General features: G+C 72.2%; 15 protein-coding genes. 9 read left to right on the top strand and 6 right to left on the bottom strand.

The features are described 5' to 3' along the window. The first annotated feature begins 28 nt into the window (after positions 1 to 28). On the top strand, positions 29 to 1,198 hold the full coding sequence (gene dxr, locus EW117_RS03065; RefSeq protein ID WP_129783525.1) for a 1-deoxy-D-xylulose-5-phosphate reductoisomerase: 1,170 nt from the start codon (positions 29 to 31) through the stop codon (positions 1,196 to 1,198). A 101-nt stretch (positions 1,199 to 1,299) separates the two neighbouring features. Here dxr and thiD read toward each other — a convergent pair whose 3' ends face one another. Both thiD and EW117_RS03055 read right to left on the bottom strand, forming a co-directional pair. Continuing rightward, on the bottom strand, positions 1,300 to 2,325 hold the full coding sequence (thiD, locus tag EW117_RS03060; protein ID WP_129783523.1) for a bifunctional hydroxymethylpyrimidine kinase/phosphomethylpyrimidine kinase: 1,026 nt from the start codon (positions 2,323 to 2,325) through the stop codon (positions 1,300 to 1,302). Beyond that, positions 2,322 to 2,912, bottom strand: coding sequence for a TetR/AcrR family transcriptional regulator (locus EW117_RS03055; protein WP_129783521.1), 591 nt, complete (start codon positions 2,910 to 2,912; stop codon positions 2,322 to 2,324). The genes thiD and EW117_RS03055 overlap by 4 nt, the downstream gene beginning before the upstream one ends. Positions 2,913 to 3,035: 123 nt before the next feature. Between EW117_RS03055 and EW117_RS03050 the strand changes: the two genes are divergently transcribed. From EW117_RS03050 to EW117_RS29280, 3 genes are read left to right on the top strand one after another with little or no spacing between them, the layout of a single operon-like run. After that, positions 3,036 to 4,064, top strand: a complete 1,029-nt coding sequence (locus tag EW117_RS03050) for an aldo/keto reductase (RefSeq protein ID WP_129783519.1) — start codon at positions 3,036 to 3,038, stop codon at positions 4,062 to 4,064. A 37-nt stretch (positions 4,065 to 4,101) separates the two neighbouring features. Continuing rightward, positions 4,102 to 5,085, top strand: a complete 984-nt coding sequence (locus EW117_RS03045) for an SDR family NAD(P)-dependent oxidoreductase (RefSeq protein WP_129783517.1) — start codon at positions 4,102 to 4,104, stop codon at positions 5,083 to 5,085. A 9-nt stretch (positions 5,086 to 5,094) separates the two neighbouring features. Beyond that, positions 5,095 to 5,268, top strand: a complete 174-nt coding sequence (locus tag EW117_RS29280) for a hypothetical protein (protein WP_165362426.1) — start codon at positions 5,095 to 5,097, stop codon at positions 5,266 to 5,268. Positions 5,269 to 5,279: 11 nt separating this feature from the next. Here EW117_RS29280 and EW117_RS03040 read toward each other — a convergent pair whose 3' ends face one another. Further along, positions 5,280 to 7,586, bottom strand: a complete 2,307-nt coding sequence (locus EW117_RS03040) for a hypothetical protein (protein WP_129783515.1) — start codon at positions 7,584 to 7,586, stop codon at positions 5,280 to 5,282. A 139-nt stretch (positions 7,587 to 7,725) separates the two neighbouring features. Between EW117_RS03040 and EW117_RS03035 the strand changes: the two genes are divergently transcribed. The 3 genes from EW117_RS03035 (at position 7,726) to EW117_RS03025 (ending at position 11,249) form a co-directional block, all read left to right on the top strand. Then, positions 7,726 to 9,048: a M50 family metallopeptidase gene (locus EW117_RS03035; protein ID WP_277986436.1), complete on the top strand. Its 1,323-nt coding sequence runs from the start codon at positions 7,726 to 7,728 to the stop codon at positions 9,046 to 9,048. A gap of 72 nt (positions 9,049 to 9,120) precedes the next feature. Then, entirely contained in the window at positions 9,121 to 10,263 is a 1,143-nt protein-coding gene (gene ispG, locus EW117_RS03030; protein ID WP_129783788.1) for a flavodoxin-dependent (E)-4-hydroxy-3-methylbut-2-enyl-diphosphate synthase, read from the top strand. Positions 10,264 to 10,289: 26 nt separating this feature from the next. Further along, positions 10,290 to 11,249, top strand: coding sequence for a GNAT family N-acetyltransferase (locus EW117_RS03025; protein WP_129783513.1), 960 nt, complete (start codon positions 10,290 to 10,292; stop codon positions 11,247 to 11,249). A 28-nt stretch (positions 11,250 to 11,277) separates the two neighbouring features. On the opposite strand, the gene EW117_RS03020 is transcribed toward EW117_RS03025, so the two are convergent. Next, positions 11,278 to 11,829 (bottom strand): putative glycolipid-binding domain-containing protein, encoded by a 552-nt coding sequence (locus tag EW117_RS03020; RefSeq protein WP_129783511.1) that lies wholly within the window; start codon positions 11,827 to 11,829, stop codon positions 11,278 to 11,280. Then, positions 11,826 to 12,752 (bottom strand): DNA-formamidopyrimidine glycosylase family protein, encoded by a 927-nt coding sequence (locus tag EW117_RS03015; RefSeq protein ID WP_129783509.1) that lies wholly within the window; start codon positions 12,750 to 12,752, stop codon positions 11,826 to 11,828. The genes EW117_RS03020 and EW117_RS03015 overlap by 4 nt, the downstream gene beginning before the upstream one ends. A gap of 226 nt (positions 12,753 to 12,978) precedes the next feature. Between EW117_RS03015 and EW117_RS03010 the strand changes: the two genes are divergently transcribed. Continuing rightward, positions 12,979 to 14,805: a proline--tRNA ligase gene (locus EW117_RS03010; RefSeq protein ID WP_242504058.1), complete on the top strand. Its 1,827-nt coding sequence runs from the start codon at positions 12,979 to 12,981 to the stop codon at positions 14,803 to 14,805. A gap of 73 nt (positions 14,806 to 14,878) precedes the next feature. On the opposite strand, the gene EW117_RS03005 is transcribed toward EW117_RS03010, so the two are convergent. After that, a complete protein-coding gene (locus tag EW117_RS03005; RefSeq protein WP_129783507.1) occupies positions 14,879 to 15,838 on the bottom strand; it encodes a DUF4439 domain-containing protein in 960 nt (319 codons plus the stop codon). Positions 15,839 to 16,129: 291 nt separating this feature from the next. Between EW117_RS03005 and EW117_RS03000 the strand changes: the two genes are divergently transcribed. Beyond that, on the top strand, positions 16,130 to 16,723 hold the full coding sequence (locus EW117_RS03000) for a ribosome maturation factor RimP (protein WP_165362425.1): 594 nt from the start codon (positions 16,130 to 16,132) through the stop codon (positions 16,721 to 16,723). Position 16,724: the final 1 nt, after the last annotated feature.

Genomic DNA, 16,724 nt, shown 5'->3' with positions numbered 1-16,724 from the left:
GACATCGGGGGCTGACAGGATGGGCACCATGCGAAGCGTCACCCTCCTCGGCTCCACCGGCTCCATCGGCACGCAGGCCATCGACGTCATCGAGCGCAACCCGGACCGGTTCCGCGTGGACGCGCTGTCCGCCGGCGGTTCCGACCTGCCCGCTCTGGCGCGGCAGGCGGCCGCCCTCGGCGTCGGCGCCGTCGCCGTGGCCGACGACGCCGCGCGCCCCGCCCTGACCACCCTGCTCCGCGAGGCAGGGGCCGACGGCGTCGAGGTGCTCGCCGGACCCGGCGCCGCGACCGAGCTGGCCGGCCGGGGGAGCGACGTCGTGCTCAACGGCATCACCGGATCCGTGGGCCTGCGCCCCACTCTCGCCGCGCTCGCGGCCGGCTCGACGCTGGCGCTCGCCAACAAGGAGTCGCTCGTGGTGGGCGGCGCACTGGTCAAGGCGGCGGTGCGGCGCGAGGGCCAGATCGTGCCGGTGGACTCGGAGCACTCCGCCATCGCGCAGTCGCTGCGCTCGGGTGCCTCGTCCGAGGTCCGCAAGCTGGTCGTGACCGCCAGCGGCGGACCGTTCCGCGGCCGCTCGCGTGCCGAGCTGCGGGACGTGACGCCCGCGCAGGCCCTCCGGCACCCCAACTTCGCGATGGGGCGCGTGATCACCACCAACTCCGCGACCCTGGTGAACAAGGGCCTCGAGGTGATCGAGGCGCACCTGCTGTTCGACGTGCCGTTCAGCGCCATCGACGTGGTGGTGCACCCGCAGCAGATGATCCACTCGATGGTCGAGTTCGTCGACGGCTCCACCATCGCGCAGGCCGGGCCGCCGCGGATGCTCGTGCCGATAGCGCTCGGCCTGTCCTGGCCGGAGCGCCTGCCCGACGTCGACGTGGCCGTCGACTGGACCCAGGCCGCCACCTGGGAGTTCGCGCCCCTGGACGACGACGCCTTCCCCGCCGTCCGCCTCGCCCGGCAGGTGGGCGAGGCCGGCGGCACCCACCCGGCGGTCTACAACGCCGCGAACGAGGTGTGCGTGGAGGCGTTCCACGACGGCGCGATCGGGTTCCTCGACATCGTCGACACCGTGGCCGCCGTCGTCGAGGCGCACACGACCACGGACGCGGGCGACGCGAGCTCGGTCGAGGGCGTCCTGGAGGCCGACGCCTGGGCCCGCTCCCGCGCGGCAGAACTCCTCAAGTCCGCCTGACCCACCTCCTCCCGCTGGTCCCGCCGAGGTAGGACTGTGGCGAGGTAGGGCCAGGGCGAAGTAGAACCAGAGCGGCGCTGCAGTCCTACCTCGCCACAGTCCTACCTCGGCGGGACGAGCGGGACGCTGACTCGACGCTCCCGGGTCGCCGAGTCAGTTGGTCGGTGTTGGCCCGACGCGAAGCCGTGATCGACGGGGCCGTGTCCTTGCCACGGGCCCGGCGTCGTGCCGGTGCCGCCGATGACCAGGCCGTCCGCCGCGCGGAGCGCCCCGGTGAGATAGTCCTTGGCGGCACGCACCGTCGGCACCCACCCGTCGTGCACCGGGCGCAGGACGGCGCACGCCGAGCTGAGCGTGCAGCCCGTGCCGTGCGTGTTCCGCGTGGGGATCCGCGGGGCGGTCAGCGCCACGACGCCGTTGTCTGCCGCCCCGGTCGTCGAACCGCTGTCCGGGGCCGCACCCGGCCCGGCGGTCGTTCCGGCACCGAGCCCCGGCCCCGCGAGGTGGTCGACGGCCTCGGCCGACCCCAGGTGCCCACCCTTGACCAGGGCGAACCGCACCCCGAGCCCCAGCAGCGCCCGGGCCTGGTCGGCCGCCTCGGCGCCATCCCGGGCCTGCTCGACGCCGAGCAGCACGGCGGCCTCGGGCAGGTTCGGCGTGACGAGGTCGGCCAGGGGCAGCAGCTCGTCCCGCAGCACGGCCTCTGCGTCGGCCGCCAGGAGCCGATCGCCCGACGTCGCGACCATCACCGGGTCGAGCACCACGAACGGCGATCGTCCGGCGGACCGCAGGTCCCGAAGGGCCGCGGCGATCGCCCGGGCGACGGCGGCGTCCGTGGTCATGCCGATCTTCACCGCGTCCACCGCGACGTCGGCGAACAGCGTCTCGAGCTGCGCGGTCACCATGTCGGCGGGCACGGGAAGCACGCGCGTGACGCCGGTCGTGGACTGCGCCGTCAGCCCCGTGAGCACGGCGCAGCCGTAGCCGCCGAGCGCCGCGAAGGTCTTCAGGTCGGCCTGGATCCCGGCGCCCCCGGAGGGGTCCGACCCGGCGATCGTCAGCGCCACGACGGGATGGCCGGCCGGGCGGGTGCGCGCGACGGCGTCGGGCGAGGTGGGTGCGTTCATGAGGCGGGGGTCTCGCCCGCCCCGTGCTGCAGCCCGTCGACGAGCAGGTCGACCATGCGCCGGCCGTGGTTCGGCTCGTCGTCGTGTATGGGCACGCACAGCTTGGAGACCGCGTACAGGAGGTCCTTGGGGCTGGCGACGGCACGGATCTCGCCGGCGTCGACCGCGACGTCCATGAGCGAGCCGACGGCGGGACCCAGCCGCCCGATGAAGTAGCCCGGCAGGGCGTCGAACGCCGGGTCGCCCGAGTGCAGGGCCGAGGCGAGGCCGCGCTTGGTCTCGAGGAACTCGGTGTACCGGTGGAGCCACTTCTCGAGCGCGACGACCGGCTCGTGCTGCTCGGCGAGGGTAGTGGCCGCGTCGGCGCAGGCGTCCACCTCGTTCTGGAACACGGCCTTGACCAGGTCGGAGCGCTTGGGGAAGTGCCGGTACAGCGTGCCGACGCCGACGCCGGCCAAGTCGGCGATCTCCTTCGCGGGTGCGTCCACGCCCGACGTGCCGAACGTCGCCTTCGCGGCGTCGAGCAGCGCGTCGATGTTGCGCTGCGCGTCGGCGCGCAGCGGTCGCGGCGCGGTGTTCTGGGTCACTTCTCTCCGATCCCTTGCTATCCGGAACGGCTTTCCATATAGTTCTGGAAGAGCGTTCCGCTTAACGTCCAGACTACGGCATGGCCGGGGCGCTCACCAGACCCTCGTCCCCAGGAGGAACCCATGCAGTACCGCAGCCTCGGCCGGACCGGCATCAAGGTCAGCCCCTACGCGCTCGGCGCGATGATGTTCGGCGCTGTCGGCAACCCCGACCACGACGAGTCGGTCAAGATCATCCACAAGGCCCTCGACGCCGGCATCAACTTCATCGACACCGCCGACGCCTACTCGCACGGCGAGTCCGAGGAGATCGTGGGCAAGGCGCTCAAGGGGCGGCGCGACGACGTCGTGCTGGCCACCAAGGTGCACCTGCCCATGAGCGACGACCCCAACCACCGCGGCAACTCGCGCCGCTGGATCATCAGCGAGGTCGAGAACTCGCTGCGCCGCCTGGGCACCGACCACATCGACCTCTACCAGATCCACCGGCCCGACCCCGAGACGGACGTCGAGGACACGCTGGCGGCGCTGACCTACCTGATCAACTCCGGCAAGGTGCGGGCCATCGGCTCGTCCACCATGCCCGCCGCCGACATCGTCCAGGCCCAGTGGGTCGCCGAGCGGCGCGGCCTGGAACGCTTCCGGACCGAGCAGCCGCCGTACTCGATCCTGAACCGCGGCATCGAGCGCGACGTCCTGCCGGTGGCGCAGCAGTACGGGATGGGCACCCTCGTCTGGAGCCCGCTGGCCGGGGGCCTGCTGACCGGCCGGTACCGCAAGGGCCAGGGCAACAACACGCACCGGGCGCAGTTCGGCTTCGAGCACCTGCGCGACGAGCAGCGCCTCGACGTGGTCGAGCAGCTCGTTCCGGTCGCCCAGGACGCCGGAGTGCCGCTGAACCACCTGGCGATGGCGTTCACGATCGCCCACCCCGGAGTCACCTCGGCGATCATCGGCCCGCGCACCATGGAGCACCTCGACAGCGCGCTCGCGGGCGCGGAGGTCGTCCTGGCCGACGACGTCCTGGACCGGATCGACGCGATAGTGCCGCCGGGGACCGACGTCGGCCGCCTCGACATGGCCTACGACCCGCCAGCGATCCAGCACGCACCCCTGCGCCGCCGGCCCGCCGAGGAGCGCGCGGCCGCCTGACCGGGAGCGCGCGAACCACGGCACGAGGAGAACCGTCATGACGCACCAGCAGCACCCCATCGGAACGGGATTCACCCCAGCCTCGACGGCCGACGACGTGCTGGCCGGCATCGATCTGACCGGCAAGAACGTCATCGTCACCGCCGGCCACTCCGGGCTCGGCCTGGTGGCCACCCGCGCGCTGAGCCGGGCCGGCGCCTCGGTCGTCGTCGGCTCGCGCGACCCGGAGCGTGCCGCGGCCGCGGTGGCCGGGATCGAGCGGGTGGAGGTCGGACGGCTCGATCTCATGGACCCGGCCTCGATCGACGCGTTCGTCGCGCGCTACCTGGAGTCCGGCCGGCCGTTGCACATCCTGATCAACAACGCCGGCTACTTGGCCCCCGCCGAGGTCGTGCGCGACGCACGCGGCTACGAGGCGCAGTTCGCGACCAACCACCTCGGGCACTTCCAGCTCACCCTGGGCCTGCACCCCGCGCTCCAGGCGGCCGACGGCGCCCGGGTGGTCACCACGACGTCGGGTGCCCAGCGCTTCTCGGACATCCTGTGGGACGACCCGACCTTCGCCCACGGCGGCTACGACCCCGGCCTTGCGTACGCGCAGTCCAAGACCGCCAACGTGCTGTTCGCGGTCGAGTTGGACCGCCGCTGGGCGCACGAGGGCATCCGTGCCTTCGCGGCGCACCCGGGCGTCATCGCCACCACGTCCTTCAACAGCTCCGTGGGCGCGGAATCGCAGCGCGCCCAGGGCCTGATCGACGAGGCCGGCCGGCCCATCATCGACCCGGAGAACGGCAAGAAGACCGAGGAGCAGGGCACCGCCACCATCGTGTTCGGGGCGACCAGCCCGCTGCTCGACGGCCTTGGCGGCGTGTACCTGCTCGACAACGACGTCTCGGCCGTGAACGACGACGACCTGCCGCTGACCGCGAGCTCCGTCCCGGCCGAGGTCGTGTCGCACTCGATCGACCCGGGGTCGGCCGAGCGGCTGTGGGCGTTGAGCAAGCGCCTGCTTGCGGTGTAGCGGGGCGCCGTGACGATCCTCAGGAGAGTCAAGAGCAAGAAGTCCGACGTCACGGTCGCGGCAGGAACGCGGGTGCACAGCATTCGGTTGCTGCACCGTAGCCACGACGACCGTGTCGTCGCTGTGATGCTGCCCGGCGTAGGGCTGGCCCGCATCGGGCCGAGCCTGGTCAGGAAGGCCTGACGCGTGCCTGCTCAGCGCCCCCGCGTCCAGTTGAAGACCGCCAGGCCCGTGATCAGCGCGCCCACCGTGACCAGGGCGGTGGCTGTGACCGCCTGGATCGGGCCGATCAGCTCCGCGTCCAGCGCCACCTGGACCGTGCCGATCAGGGCGTAGACGCCGGCGAACACCGTGATCGCCGAGAGCGTGCCGTCCATCAGCCGACGGCGCCCGCGCTCGCGCCTGGCCTCGGCGGCCCGCTCGCGGTCGCCGTGCAGCCGTTCGAGGGCGGCGAGCCGCGCGGCGATGGGCTCCTGCAGCAGCTCGCGGAGCCGCTCGGTGACCACGGCGGCCTGCTGCTCGAAATGTGACGCCTGCAGGAGCTGGTTCAGCATCCTCGACTCGAGGGCGGAGGCGAGGAACGTCGGCGAGGTGATCGTGGTCAGCGTGGTGCGGACCTCCGAGGCGAACTCGTGCAGGCGCAGCTGCTCGCGGGTGAGTCGTTCCTTGCGCTCGGCGAGGTCGGCGCCGTTGTTCACGTCGTGGTCGGCGAGCATGGCCGCGACGATCCGCAGGTGGTCCGCGAGGGTGGCGTTCCACGCGCTGAACAGCCCGTTGAGGCTCGCGACGAACTCGGCGAGCGAGCCGTACTGCGAGATCTTGAAGTGCGCGGTGCCGACCAGCGCGACGGTGGTGGAGTTGGTGGCCACCGCCACGACGTCGCCCAGGTGCCGCACGCCCTCCAGCAGCACCGGGTTGCGCTGGGGCAGCGTCCAGTCGCACAGCGTGGCCGTGCCGTACGACACGGGCTGCAGCAGCACCTGCGAGCCGAACGCGGCGAGCAGCTCGTCGCCCATGCTGACCGGCGTCCGCTCGGCCCGGGGTGCTGCCGGGCCGCGCCCGCGGCTCGCCTCGTAGACCGTGGTGACGACGTGCGCCCGCCCCTGGGCGATCTCCGTGCCTTCGCGGACCAGGTCCGTCGTGGCCCGCTGCAGCAGGTCGGCCAGGTCGAACAGGCGCTCCGGCGGCAGCCCGTCGCCGTGGTCGACGGCGACGGGCGAGCCGTCCGGGGCGATCCACCGCACCCGGATGTCCGCGTGCAGGTTGGACAGCCGGAACCGGGCGTCCCGGACCTGCTGCGGGGACTGGTCGCGCGCCGAGTACCGGAACCGCACGTAGTGGTTGCCGAACTCGGTGAACCGGACGTCGCACGACAGCTCGGCGATGAACGACCCGTCGGGCTGCTCCAGCCGCACGTTCGGCATCGACAGCGACACCCCGCCGTACGGGCGTGCGGCCCGGTCGACGCTCGCCCAGACGTCGTCCATCTTGAGCCGGCCGCGGACCGCGAAGGCTTGGACACCGAGCAGCACGGGCCGCTCGTCCCGGTCGGCGATCCCCCGGATCGCCGCCACGGCCGCCGCCGGGCTGACGTCGCGCAGCCCGAACGGGTAGATGTAGACGGTGCGCAGCCGGTCGAGCGTGAGCCAGGCCGAGTCGAGGTTGCGGTGCAGCTCGGCCAGGTGCATCCGGTAGGAGCGCAGCTCGCTGGCCAGGATGTAGTTGAGGTGCCGGTCGGTCTCGGCGGCGCGCAGGCCCTCCAGCGCCGGGCCGAGCCGTGCCGGCTCGCCCGCCATCGCGTCGTCGGCCGCGCGGGCGGCCTCGGCGAGCGCGCGAAAGTAGCGGATCCGGGTCACGGCCTGCGGCACCAGGACGCGGCGGAACGGGGACGTCGGGTCGGGGATGGCCCGTGCCGTGCGGAGCAGGTCGGCGCACCGCTCACCGGCCTGGGCGGCGGCGTCGGCGAGCCGCGGCAGGTTGCCCGCGCTGCGGGCGGCAGAGGTGTGCATCTGGGTGATGAGCGTGCGCAGGAGTACTGCGACGGCGTCGCCCTCGGCCCGACAGACGTCGTCCGGGGCCTCGTCGCGGCAGGCCGCCCAGGTCTCGACGAAGGCGCGCAGCGGGACGATGATCCGGCCGTGCCGGAACGTGTACTGCAGTGCGTCGCTCGCCTGCGACCACAGGTAGACGCCGAGCAGGGCGGCGGCGCGGGGCCGCGCGGCGACCGCGGTCAGGGCCGCGGCGGTCTGCGGCCCGCGCGGGTCGCCGGGCAGCGGATGTCGGCGGTTCGGGGCCTCGCCGTCCTCGCCCATGTTCCAGCGGGAGGCCGCCCAGATGGCACTGACGTCCACGCCGATCTCGCGCAGCTGCCGCGCCACCCGCGAGTCGCCGTCGGCGCCGGGCCAGGCCTCGGTCTGGAACATGGAGGTGAGGCTCTCCACGAGCGAGGAGGGTCCGTGAGCGTGCAGCTGGCGGAACCCGGGAACGGACGAAACCGACATGCCGTCAGGTTAATGATCAGTAACCGATGTTTCAACGAATACCCATGGATTCGGAACGAAGTGAACGTCGCGTGGCTCTCGGGAGGGGAGAGGCGTGCTGCCTTCCGGGGTGTCGGAGGGGTGCCGTAGTCTCGGTCCCGTGAGCATCGTTCCGCACATCGTTGGTGTGCTCGTCCTCCTGCTGGGCGTCATCGTCTCCGTCGGGCTGCACGAGCTCGGGCACATGGTCCCGGCCAAGAAGTTCGGCGTGCGCGTGAGCCAGTACTTCGTGGGTTTCGGGCCCACGCTCTGGTCGCGGACCAAGGGAGAGACGGAGTACGGCATCAAAGCGATCCCGCTCGGCGGGTTCGTGCGCCTCGTCGGCATGATGCCGCCCGCACCGGCGGGCACGCGCCGCGGCACGGGCTTCTGGAGCGAGCTCGTCGCCGACGCGCGCGACGCCTCCGTCGCCGAGGTGCGCCCCGGCGAGGAGCACCGCGCCTTCTACAACCTCTCGACGCCCAAGAAGCTCATCGTGATGTTCGGCGGGCCGTTCATGAACCTCGTGATCGCGACGGTCCTGATGGGCGTGATCCTGATGGGCTACGGCACGATGGTCACGTCCACGACCGTCGCCCAGCTCTCGGAGTGCGTGCCCGCGTCGGCCACGTCCACCGCGAGCGGCGAGGACTGCGAGGGGCAGCCGCCCGCACCGGCGGCGGCGGCCGGCCTGGAGCCGGGCGACGAGGTGGTCGCCTTCGGCGGCACCGAGGTGGCCAGCTGGCAGCAGCTCGTCGGCCTCATCAACGAGTCCGCCGGGCGCCCGGCCGAGGTGACGGTCCTGCGTGACGGCGAGCGCATGAACCTCGAGGTCACCCCCGCCCCGGCCGACCGTCCCGTCGTGGACGAGCAGGGCGCGTTCGTCGTCGGTGACGACGGCGAACCGGTTGTCAGGCCCGGCGGGTTCGTGGGCTTCTCGCCGCTCCAGGTGCGCGAGCCGCAGCCGCTGTCGAGCGTCCTGCCCGCCGTGGGCGACATGACCTGGCAGACGGCGACCATGGTCGCCACGCTCCCGGTCCGCGTGGCCGACGCAGCGACCCAGGCCTTCACCGCCGAGGAGCGTTCGCAGGACTCCGTGCAGTCGATGGTCGGCGTCGCGCGGATCAGCGGCGAGATCATGGCGCTGGACGAGGCGATCCTCGACCGCGTGATGATCTACCTCAGCCTGCTGGCCAGCCTGAACATCGCGCTCTTCGTCTTCAACATGATCCCGTTCCTGCCGCTCGACGGCGGGCACCTGGTCAACGCCCTCTACGAGGGCGGCAAGCGCACGGTCGCCCGGGTGCGCGGGGCAGCGGTGCTGCCCGGCCCGGCCGACGTCGCCCGCATGACTCCCGTGGCCTACGTGGTGTTCCTGATCCTGCTCGGGGTGGGCGGCGTGCTCATCGTGGCGGACCTGGTGGATCCGGTGCGGATCACGTGACGCCAGACACCAAGTGCGTTTTGCACCTTCTGAAGCGTGGATACTGATCTCGTGAGCGCAATCAGCCTCGGCATGCCAGCAGCACCCCCGCCGGTCCTCGCCCCCCGCCGCAAGACTCGAAAGATCAAGGTGGGCAAGGTGGAGGTGGGCGGTGACGCACCCATCAGCGTGCAGTCCATGACCACCACGCCCACCACCGACATCAACGCGACCCTTCAGCAGATCGCGGAGCTCACGACGGCAGGCTGCGACATCGTGCGCGTCGCCGTCCCGACCTCCGACGACGCCGAGGCGTTGCCGATCATCGCGAAGAAGTCCCAGATCCCCGTGATCGCGGACATCCACTTCCAGCCGAAGTACGTCTTCGCGGCGATCGACGCGGGCTGCGCCGCCGTCCGCGTGAACCCGGGCAACATCCGCAAGTTCGACGACCAGGTCAAGCAGATCGCCCAGGCCGCGAAAGATGCCGGGATCTCGCTCCGCATCGGCGTGAACGCCGGCTCGCTCGACAAGCGCCTCCTGGCCAAGTACGGCAAGGCCACCCCGGAGGCCCTGGTCGAGTCGGCCGTCTGGGAGGCGAGCCTCTTCGAGGAGCACGACTTCCACGACTTCAAGATCTCGGTCAAGCACAACGACCCCGTCATCATGGTCCGCGCCTACGAGCTGCTCTCCGAGCGCGGCGACTGGCCGCTGCACCTCGGCGTCACCGAGGCCGGACCGGCGTTCCAGGGCACCATCAAGTCGGCGACCGCGTTCGGCTCGCTGCTCAGCAAGGGCATCGGCGACACGATCCGCGTCTCCCTCTCGGCCCCGCCGGTCGAGGAGGTCAAGGTCGGCAACCAGATCCTGCAGGCCCTCAACCTGCGTCCCCGCAAGCTGGAGATCGTGTCGTGCCCGTCCTGCGGCCGCGCCCAGGTGGACGTGTACACGCTGGCCGAGAAGGTCACCGCCGGGCTCGAGGGCATGACCGTCCCGCTGCGCGTCGCCGTCATGGGCTGCGTCGTGAACGGACCGGGCGAGGCCCGCGAGGCTGACCTCGGAGTGGCCTCCGGCAACGGCAAGGGCCAGATCTTCGTCAAGGGCGAGGTCATCAAGACCGTCCCCGAGTCGATGATCGTCGAGACCCTCATCGAAGAGGCGATGCGGATCGCGGATGAGATGCCGACGCCGGAGAATGAAGTCCAGGCCGGTTCCCCGGTCGTCTCGGTCGGCTGAGAATCTGATTTCGAACGGAGCAGAGCATGGCCCGCTGGCGCACCCCGGTTCCCGCCGGGGCGCGCCCGAACGGGCCATTGCAGCCGGGCGAACAGGGCAATCTGACGCGTCGTGAGAAGGGCCCCGTTGCGCGGGCCCTGACCCGCGCGGACCTGACGCAGGCGCTCGCGGTCTGCGCCGTCGACCCCGTCTCGTCAGTGCTCGCCACCGCACGCCTGGAGATCGCGGCGCGCGCCGGGTTCGGCGCCGCCGCGGGCCAGGCGTGGGGGTTTCCCGACGTCGGACCGCTCGAAGCGGTGTGCTGGGCCGGGGCCAACCTGGTGCCGGTGATCCCGATCGCCGACCCCGGCCGGCGCGCGGAGGCGGTCGCCGCCTTCGCGGAGGTGGCGCGCGTGCACGGGCGGCGCTCGTCGTCGATCGTGGGGGACCAGTGGGCGGCGCTGGCCCTCTGGGAGCATTTGTCGCCGCACTGGCCGCCGGCGCGTGACATCCGGGCGGACCAGCCCTCCATGGCCATCGGGACGGCGCCCTCGCTGCCGCCCGAGCCCACCGTCCGCCGTTCGGTGCCTGCCGAGCTCGGCCTCGTGCTTCCGGCCTGCGTGCGGATGTTCACCGAAGAGGTCGGCTACTCGCCGGTCGCCACGGGTGGCTCCGCCTACGCCGAGCGCGTGCGGTCGCTCATCACGGAGGGCCGCTCGTTCGTCCGTGTCGTGCCGGACGTCGGAGGCCGTCCTGCTGTCGCCTTCAAGGCCGAGCTCGGTGCCGTCGCGGGCGGCGTCGCCCAGGTGCAGGGCGTCTGGGTGGAGCCGGCGTTCCGGGGCCGAGGCTGGTCCGAGTCAGGCATGGCGGCCGTGGTCACGGCCACGCGCGCGTCCATCGCCCCCGTGGTGTCGCTGTACGTCAACGCCTACAACGAGCGGGCGGTCGCCGCCTACCGGCGGGTGGGCTTCGAGCAGGTGGGCACGTTCGCGACCGTGCTGTTCTGATCGGCAGCGCTGTTCCGACCCGCCTTCGTCACGCCGGCTCCACGCGCTCGAACAGGTCCTCGTAGCGGACGACCAGGCCCGCATCGTCGAGGGTCAGGTCCGCCTCGAAACCCTGGGACAGACCCAAGTCGACGTAGCGGACCTGGCCGGGCCCCCGCGGTTCATAGCGCTGCCGGGACCGCGCGACCGTGAGCGCCGGCCCGTCGATGAACGCGGTGTCCAGGGTCAGGTCAGCGTCACCGCGCATCCGGCGGATCGGGAGGCTGTTGCAGAAAGGGGTGACCGACAGGTCGGGCTCCTGCGCTCCGTCCAGGTCGAGTCGCGGTATGCCGTCGACCAGCCAGCCGTCCCCGGCGCGGTCCAGGCGCAGCGCACCCTGGGCGCGCGGCCCGTGCACCACCACCCGCACGTGGAGGGCGTGCCAGTCGGGATCCAGCGACCACGTGTGGTCGAGCCGAAACCCGCCGTCCTCGAGGCAGATGATGGTCCCGGACGCCGTCACTCCGCCGGGGCCCGTCGTCAGCTCGAGGCGCTCCAGGCCCTCGACGTCGGTCCGCCGCCAGTAGAGGACGGTGCTCACCGCAGCAGCTTCGACATCCGGCGGTCCGCCAGCGGTTTGCCGCCCGTCTGGCACGTGGGGCAGTACTGCATGGACCGGTCCGCGAAGGACACCTCGTGCACGACGTCGCCGCACGGGACCCCGTTCCAGCCAGGGCAGGGCAGGCCCGCGCGGCCGTGCACCCGCATCCCTGCGCGCTTGGCGTCCTTGAGCTCCTTGGCCGGCTTGCCCGACGCCGCAGCGATCGCCCCGGTCAGCACCTCGCCGATCGCGGCGTGCAGCCGGGCGGTCTCCTCGGGCGTGAACGACCTGGTCTGCTTGTACGGGCTGAACCGACCCGCGTGCAGGATCTCGTCGCTGTAGGCGTTGCCGATGCCCGCGATCGCGCGCTGGTCCCGCAGCAGCCCCTTGACCTGCTGGTTCTTCGCGGACAGCAGGTCGGCCAGGACCTCGATGGTGAACTCGGGGGCGAGCGGCTCGACGCCCAGGGAGGCGACCATCTCGATCTCGGCTGGGTCGCGGACCACGTGCACCGCCAGGCGTTTGCGGGTGCCGGCCTCGGTCAGGTCGAACCCGGAGCCGTCGTCGAGCCGCACGCGCAGCGCGAGGATCGCGCCGCGGCTGGACCCGCCCAGGGAGGGCCGGACCGGTTTGGTGGACAGCGCGTCCGACCAGCGCACCCACCCGCCCCGCGAGAGATGGAAGACCAGGTGGAGCGGGGCGCCGTCGGGCAGCGCACGGGCGGGTGCGGGGGAGACGACGAGATCCAGCCACTTGCCGTGCCGCGCGACCTCGGTCACCGCACCCCCGGCGAGCGCCTCGACGGGCGGGTCGAACGTCTTGAGCGCGGCGATCGAGCCGACCTCCACCGCGGCGACCGTGTGCCCGGCGGTCCGCGCGCGCAGGAAGTCGGCGAGCGCGGCGACCTCGGGCAGCTCCGGCATGCGCTCATCCTCCGAGACTTCCCGGACGTCGGCAAGGCCTGCTGGCCGCGGTGCGCGACTCCGAACCGCAAGTCACACGTCGGTTCATGTGCCCAAGCGCAGGTTGCTGGTCCATCCGGGCGCGGATGGACCAGCAACCTGCGGCTCGGCGCCGGGCGAGGGCGCGCAACTTGCGGTTCGGAATTTCCGGCGAGCCGGAGCGCCCCTCGCGGATAGGCTGTGCCTCATGTCTTCCGCACGCCTCATCCAGGGCGACGTGCTTCGCATGTCGTCCCTCTTCGTCCGTACCCTGCGCGAGGACCCGGCCGAGGCCGAGGTCGCCAGCCACAAGCTCCTCGTGCGGGCCGGGTACATCCGCCGGGCCGCCCCGGGCATCTACTCGTGGCTGCCGCTCGGCCTGCGGGTGCTGGCCAAGATCGAGGCGATAGTCCGCGAGGAGATGGTCGCCATCGGCGGCCAGGAGGTGCACTTCCCGGCGCTGCTGCCGCGGGAGCCCTACGAGGCCACCGGCCGCTGGGAGGAGTACGGCGCCGCGCTGTTCCGCCTGAAGGACCGCAAGGAGGCCGACTACCTGCTCGCGCCCACGCACGAGGAGATGTTCGCGCTCCTGGTCAAGGACCTGTACTCGTCGTACAAGGACCTGCCGGTCATCCTCTTCCAGATCCAGACCAAGTACCGCGACGAGGCGCGCCCCCGCGCGGGCCTGATCCGCGGGCGCGAGTTCATCATGAAGGACTCGTACTCCTTCGATGTCAAGGACGAGGGCCTCGAGGTCAGCTACCAGAAGCACCGCCAGGCGTACGAGAAGATCTTCACGCGCCTCGGCCTGGACTACGTCATCGTGTCCGCCATGTCCGGCGCGATGGGCGGGTCCCGCTCCGAGGAGTTCCTCTCGCCGTCCCCGATCGGCGAGGACACCTTCGTGCGGTCGCCCGGCGGCTACGCCGCCAACGTGGAGGCCGTGGTCACGCCCGTCCCCGAGGCGATCCCGTACGACGACGCCCCCGCCGCGCACGTCGAGGACACCCCCGACACCCCCACCATCGCCACGCTCGTCGCGGTCGCGAACGAGAAGTTCCCGCGCCCCGACCGGCCCTGGACCGCCGCGGACACCCTGAAGAACGTCGTACTCGCACTGGTCCAGCCCGACGGCACCCGCGAGCTCGTGGTGGTCGGCCTGCCCGGCGACCGCGAGGTCGACCTCAAGCGCGTCGAGGCCGCGGTCAACCCCGCCGAGCCCGAGGCCGCCACCGAGGAGGACTTCAAGAAGTTCCCGCAGCTGGTCAAGGGCTACCTCGGCCCGCAGGTCCTCGGCCCCCAGGGCGAGCAGATCGAGGGGTCCGACGGCCAGAAGGTGCCTGCGATCCGTTACCTGCTCGACCCCCGCGTCGTGCCCGGCACCCGCTGGATCACAGGCGCCAACGAGCCCGGCAAGCACGTGTTCGACCTCGTCGCCGGCCGCGACTTCACGGCCGACGGCACGATCGAGGCCGCCGAGGTGCGCGCCGGCGACCCGGCGCCCGACGGCTCCGGACCGCTGGAGCTCGCCCGGGGCATCGAGATGGGCCACATCTTCCAGCTCGGCCGCAAGTACGCCGAGGCCCTCGGTCTGGTCGTGCTCGACGAGAACGGCAAGCAGGCGGTCGTGACCATGGGCTCCTACGGCGTCGGCGTCACGCGGGCGCTCGCGGCGCTCGCGGAGGCGAACCACGACGAGCTCGGCCTGGCCTGGCCCGCGCACGTCGCCCCGGTGCATGTACACCTGGTCGCCACCGGCAAAGGCACCGAGGTGTACGAGGCCGCGGAGTCCATCGCGAACGATCTCGCCGCCCGCGGCGTCGAGGTGCTCTACGACGACCGGCCCACCAAGGTCTCGCCGGGCGTGAAGTTCAAGGACGCCGAGCTGCTCGGCGCGCCGCTCGTCGTCGTGGTCGGCAAGGGCCTGGCCGACGGCGTGGTCGAGGTCCGGCCGCGCGCCGGCGAGCCGGAGCAGCTCCCGCTGGCCGACGTCGCAGCCGCAGTGGCGGACCGGGTGACAGCCCTCCTCGCCTGACTTGGTTGTGGGCGTGATCGTTGCGACTACGAGTCCGCTTTAGGCGCAGATCACGCTCACAACCAAGAGATGGTCAGGCGTGCTCCGGCAGGCCCGGGAAGGGGACTGCCGGAGCGCCCCACGGGGCGCTGGCCAGGGTGGCGTCGGTCAGGAGCGAGACCAGGATCGCGCGGGTGCCCGGTTCCGCCACGCCGGCCAGCGAGGCGTAGTTCTGCGCGAGGTCGTCCTCGAGGTCACGGACCAGCTCCTGCGTCGGGGTCGCGGGCACCGCGTAGGCGACCCGGCGCGGGTCCTGGTCGGTGCTGGCGATCCCGGCCACCTGCGCCCAGGCCTGGGCACGGGTCCGGTGCAGCTGGGCGCGTTCGTAGGCCCGGGCGCGGACGTCGCCGTCGGCCTGGGCCGCCCGCACCTCGAGCGCGTAGCCGGCGGTGTCCTCTGCCAGCACCAGGGCACTCAGGTCCTCGGCCGACAGGCCGGTCGGGACGACGGCGGGGTCGGCCGAGGCCAGAGCCGGGGTCGCCGAGGCCTCGTCGCCCTCCGAGGGCTCGCCGCTGGGCTCGGCGGGCTCGGGTATCCGGGTCGGCGGCGGCTCGGGGGCCGGAGCGCCGGTCAGCTGCGCGAGGTCCGAGGCGTAGCGCGTCTGGGACGCGGAGATCGACGCGAGCAGGCGGCCGAGCGGCCCGAGCTGGGCCTGGTCGGCGGCGGCCCGGGTGCGGGTGGCGGCGTCGACCAGCGACGTGACGACCGCGCGCGGCGTGTGCTCGGGGGTGGTCGCCGAGGGCGAGGCCCCCGACTGTTCGGCCACGATGTCGCCCAGGCCGGAGTCGTACTCGCCGCCGAGCTGCTGCGCCTGCACGGTCGTGGCCTGGGAGATCTGGTGGAGCTCGACCACGACGTCGGCCCTGGTCCCCTTGGCGGCCGCCGCCGCGTCGGCCTGGTCGGCCACCAGCAGCGCGTCCGCGACCGCGGTGCGCCGCACGACCTCCAGCGCGTCCGGGACCGGCTCGGTGGGTGGCGGTGTCTCGAGCCGCACGCCGCAACCTGAGAGAATGATCGCGCAGGTCAGAGCCAGCGCGGTCAGACCTGACCGGCGTCGGGTGCGGGCCCTGGGGCCGTTGGGGTTCATCGTGGCCGATGATGCCATGTTCCAGAACCCGATTCGTGCCCGGGCCGATTGCGGTCGGGTCACGGACATCACGTTCCAGGCGAAGTGCCGAGGTCCGGCGCTTCGTTACGCTTGACGCAGACAACAACAGCACATCGGTCGAACCGTTCCGGCTCGAACCGTGCCCCCGCACGTGGGGAAGCCGACGGAAGGCAGTCGATGACACAGCAGGCGGATGCGGTCCGCGAGGTGGTGGGACCGGTGGTCGAGGCCGCGGGGCTGCACCTCGAGGAGGTGACCGTCACCCGGGCGGGCAGCAAGTCGGTGGTGCGGATCACCATCGACCTGCCGGACGACGCCGTGGGCAGCCTGGACTCCGACGCGCTCGGCGAGGCGTCGCGCGCGATCTCGGCGGCGCTGGACGTGGACGACGTCGTCGCCGGCGCTTACACGCTCGAGATCTCGACGCCGGGCACGTCCCGGCCGCTGACCGAGGTGCGGCACTTCAAGCGCGCCCGGACGCGGATGGTGACGCTGAAGCTCACCGACGGCAGCCGGGCAGAGGGCCGATTGACCGACGTGCTCACGGACGGCGACGACGCCGTCCTGGTGCTCGACGACAACCGGCGGGTCCCGGTCGGCGACGTCCGCCGGGGCAAGGTCGAGGTCGAGCTCAAACGGCTCGAGGACGTCCAGGATGCCGAGGCATCGGAACTGGGCGAGAGTGCAGGTGAAGACACCGACGAGGACTCGGACGGTGCTGGTACGGACGACACGACCGAGGGTCACCCCGGCCGCAACGAGGAAGGCTGAC

Source organism: Promicromonospora panici (assembly GCF_900608595.1).
Taxonomy (GTDB): Bacteria; Actinomycetota; Actinomycetes; order Actinomycetales; family Cellulomonadaceae; genus Promicromonospora; species Promicromonospora panici.
Note: the sequence above shows the minus strand (reverse complement) of the source record. Positions and strands in the feature narration are given on the sequence as shown.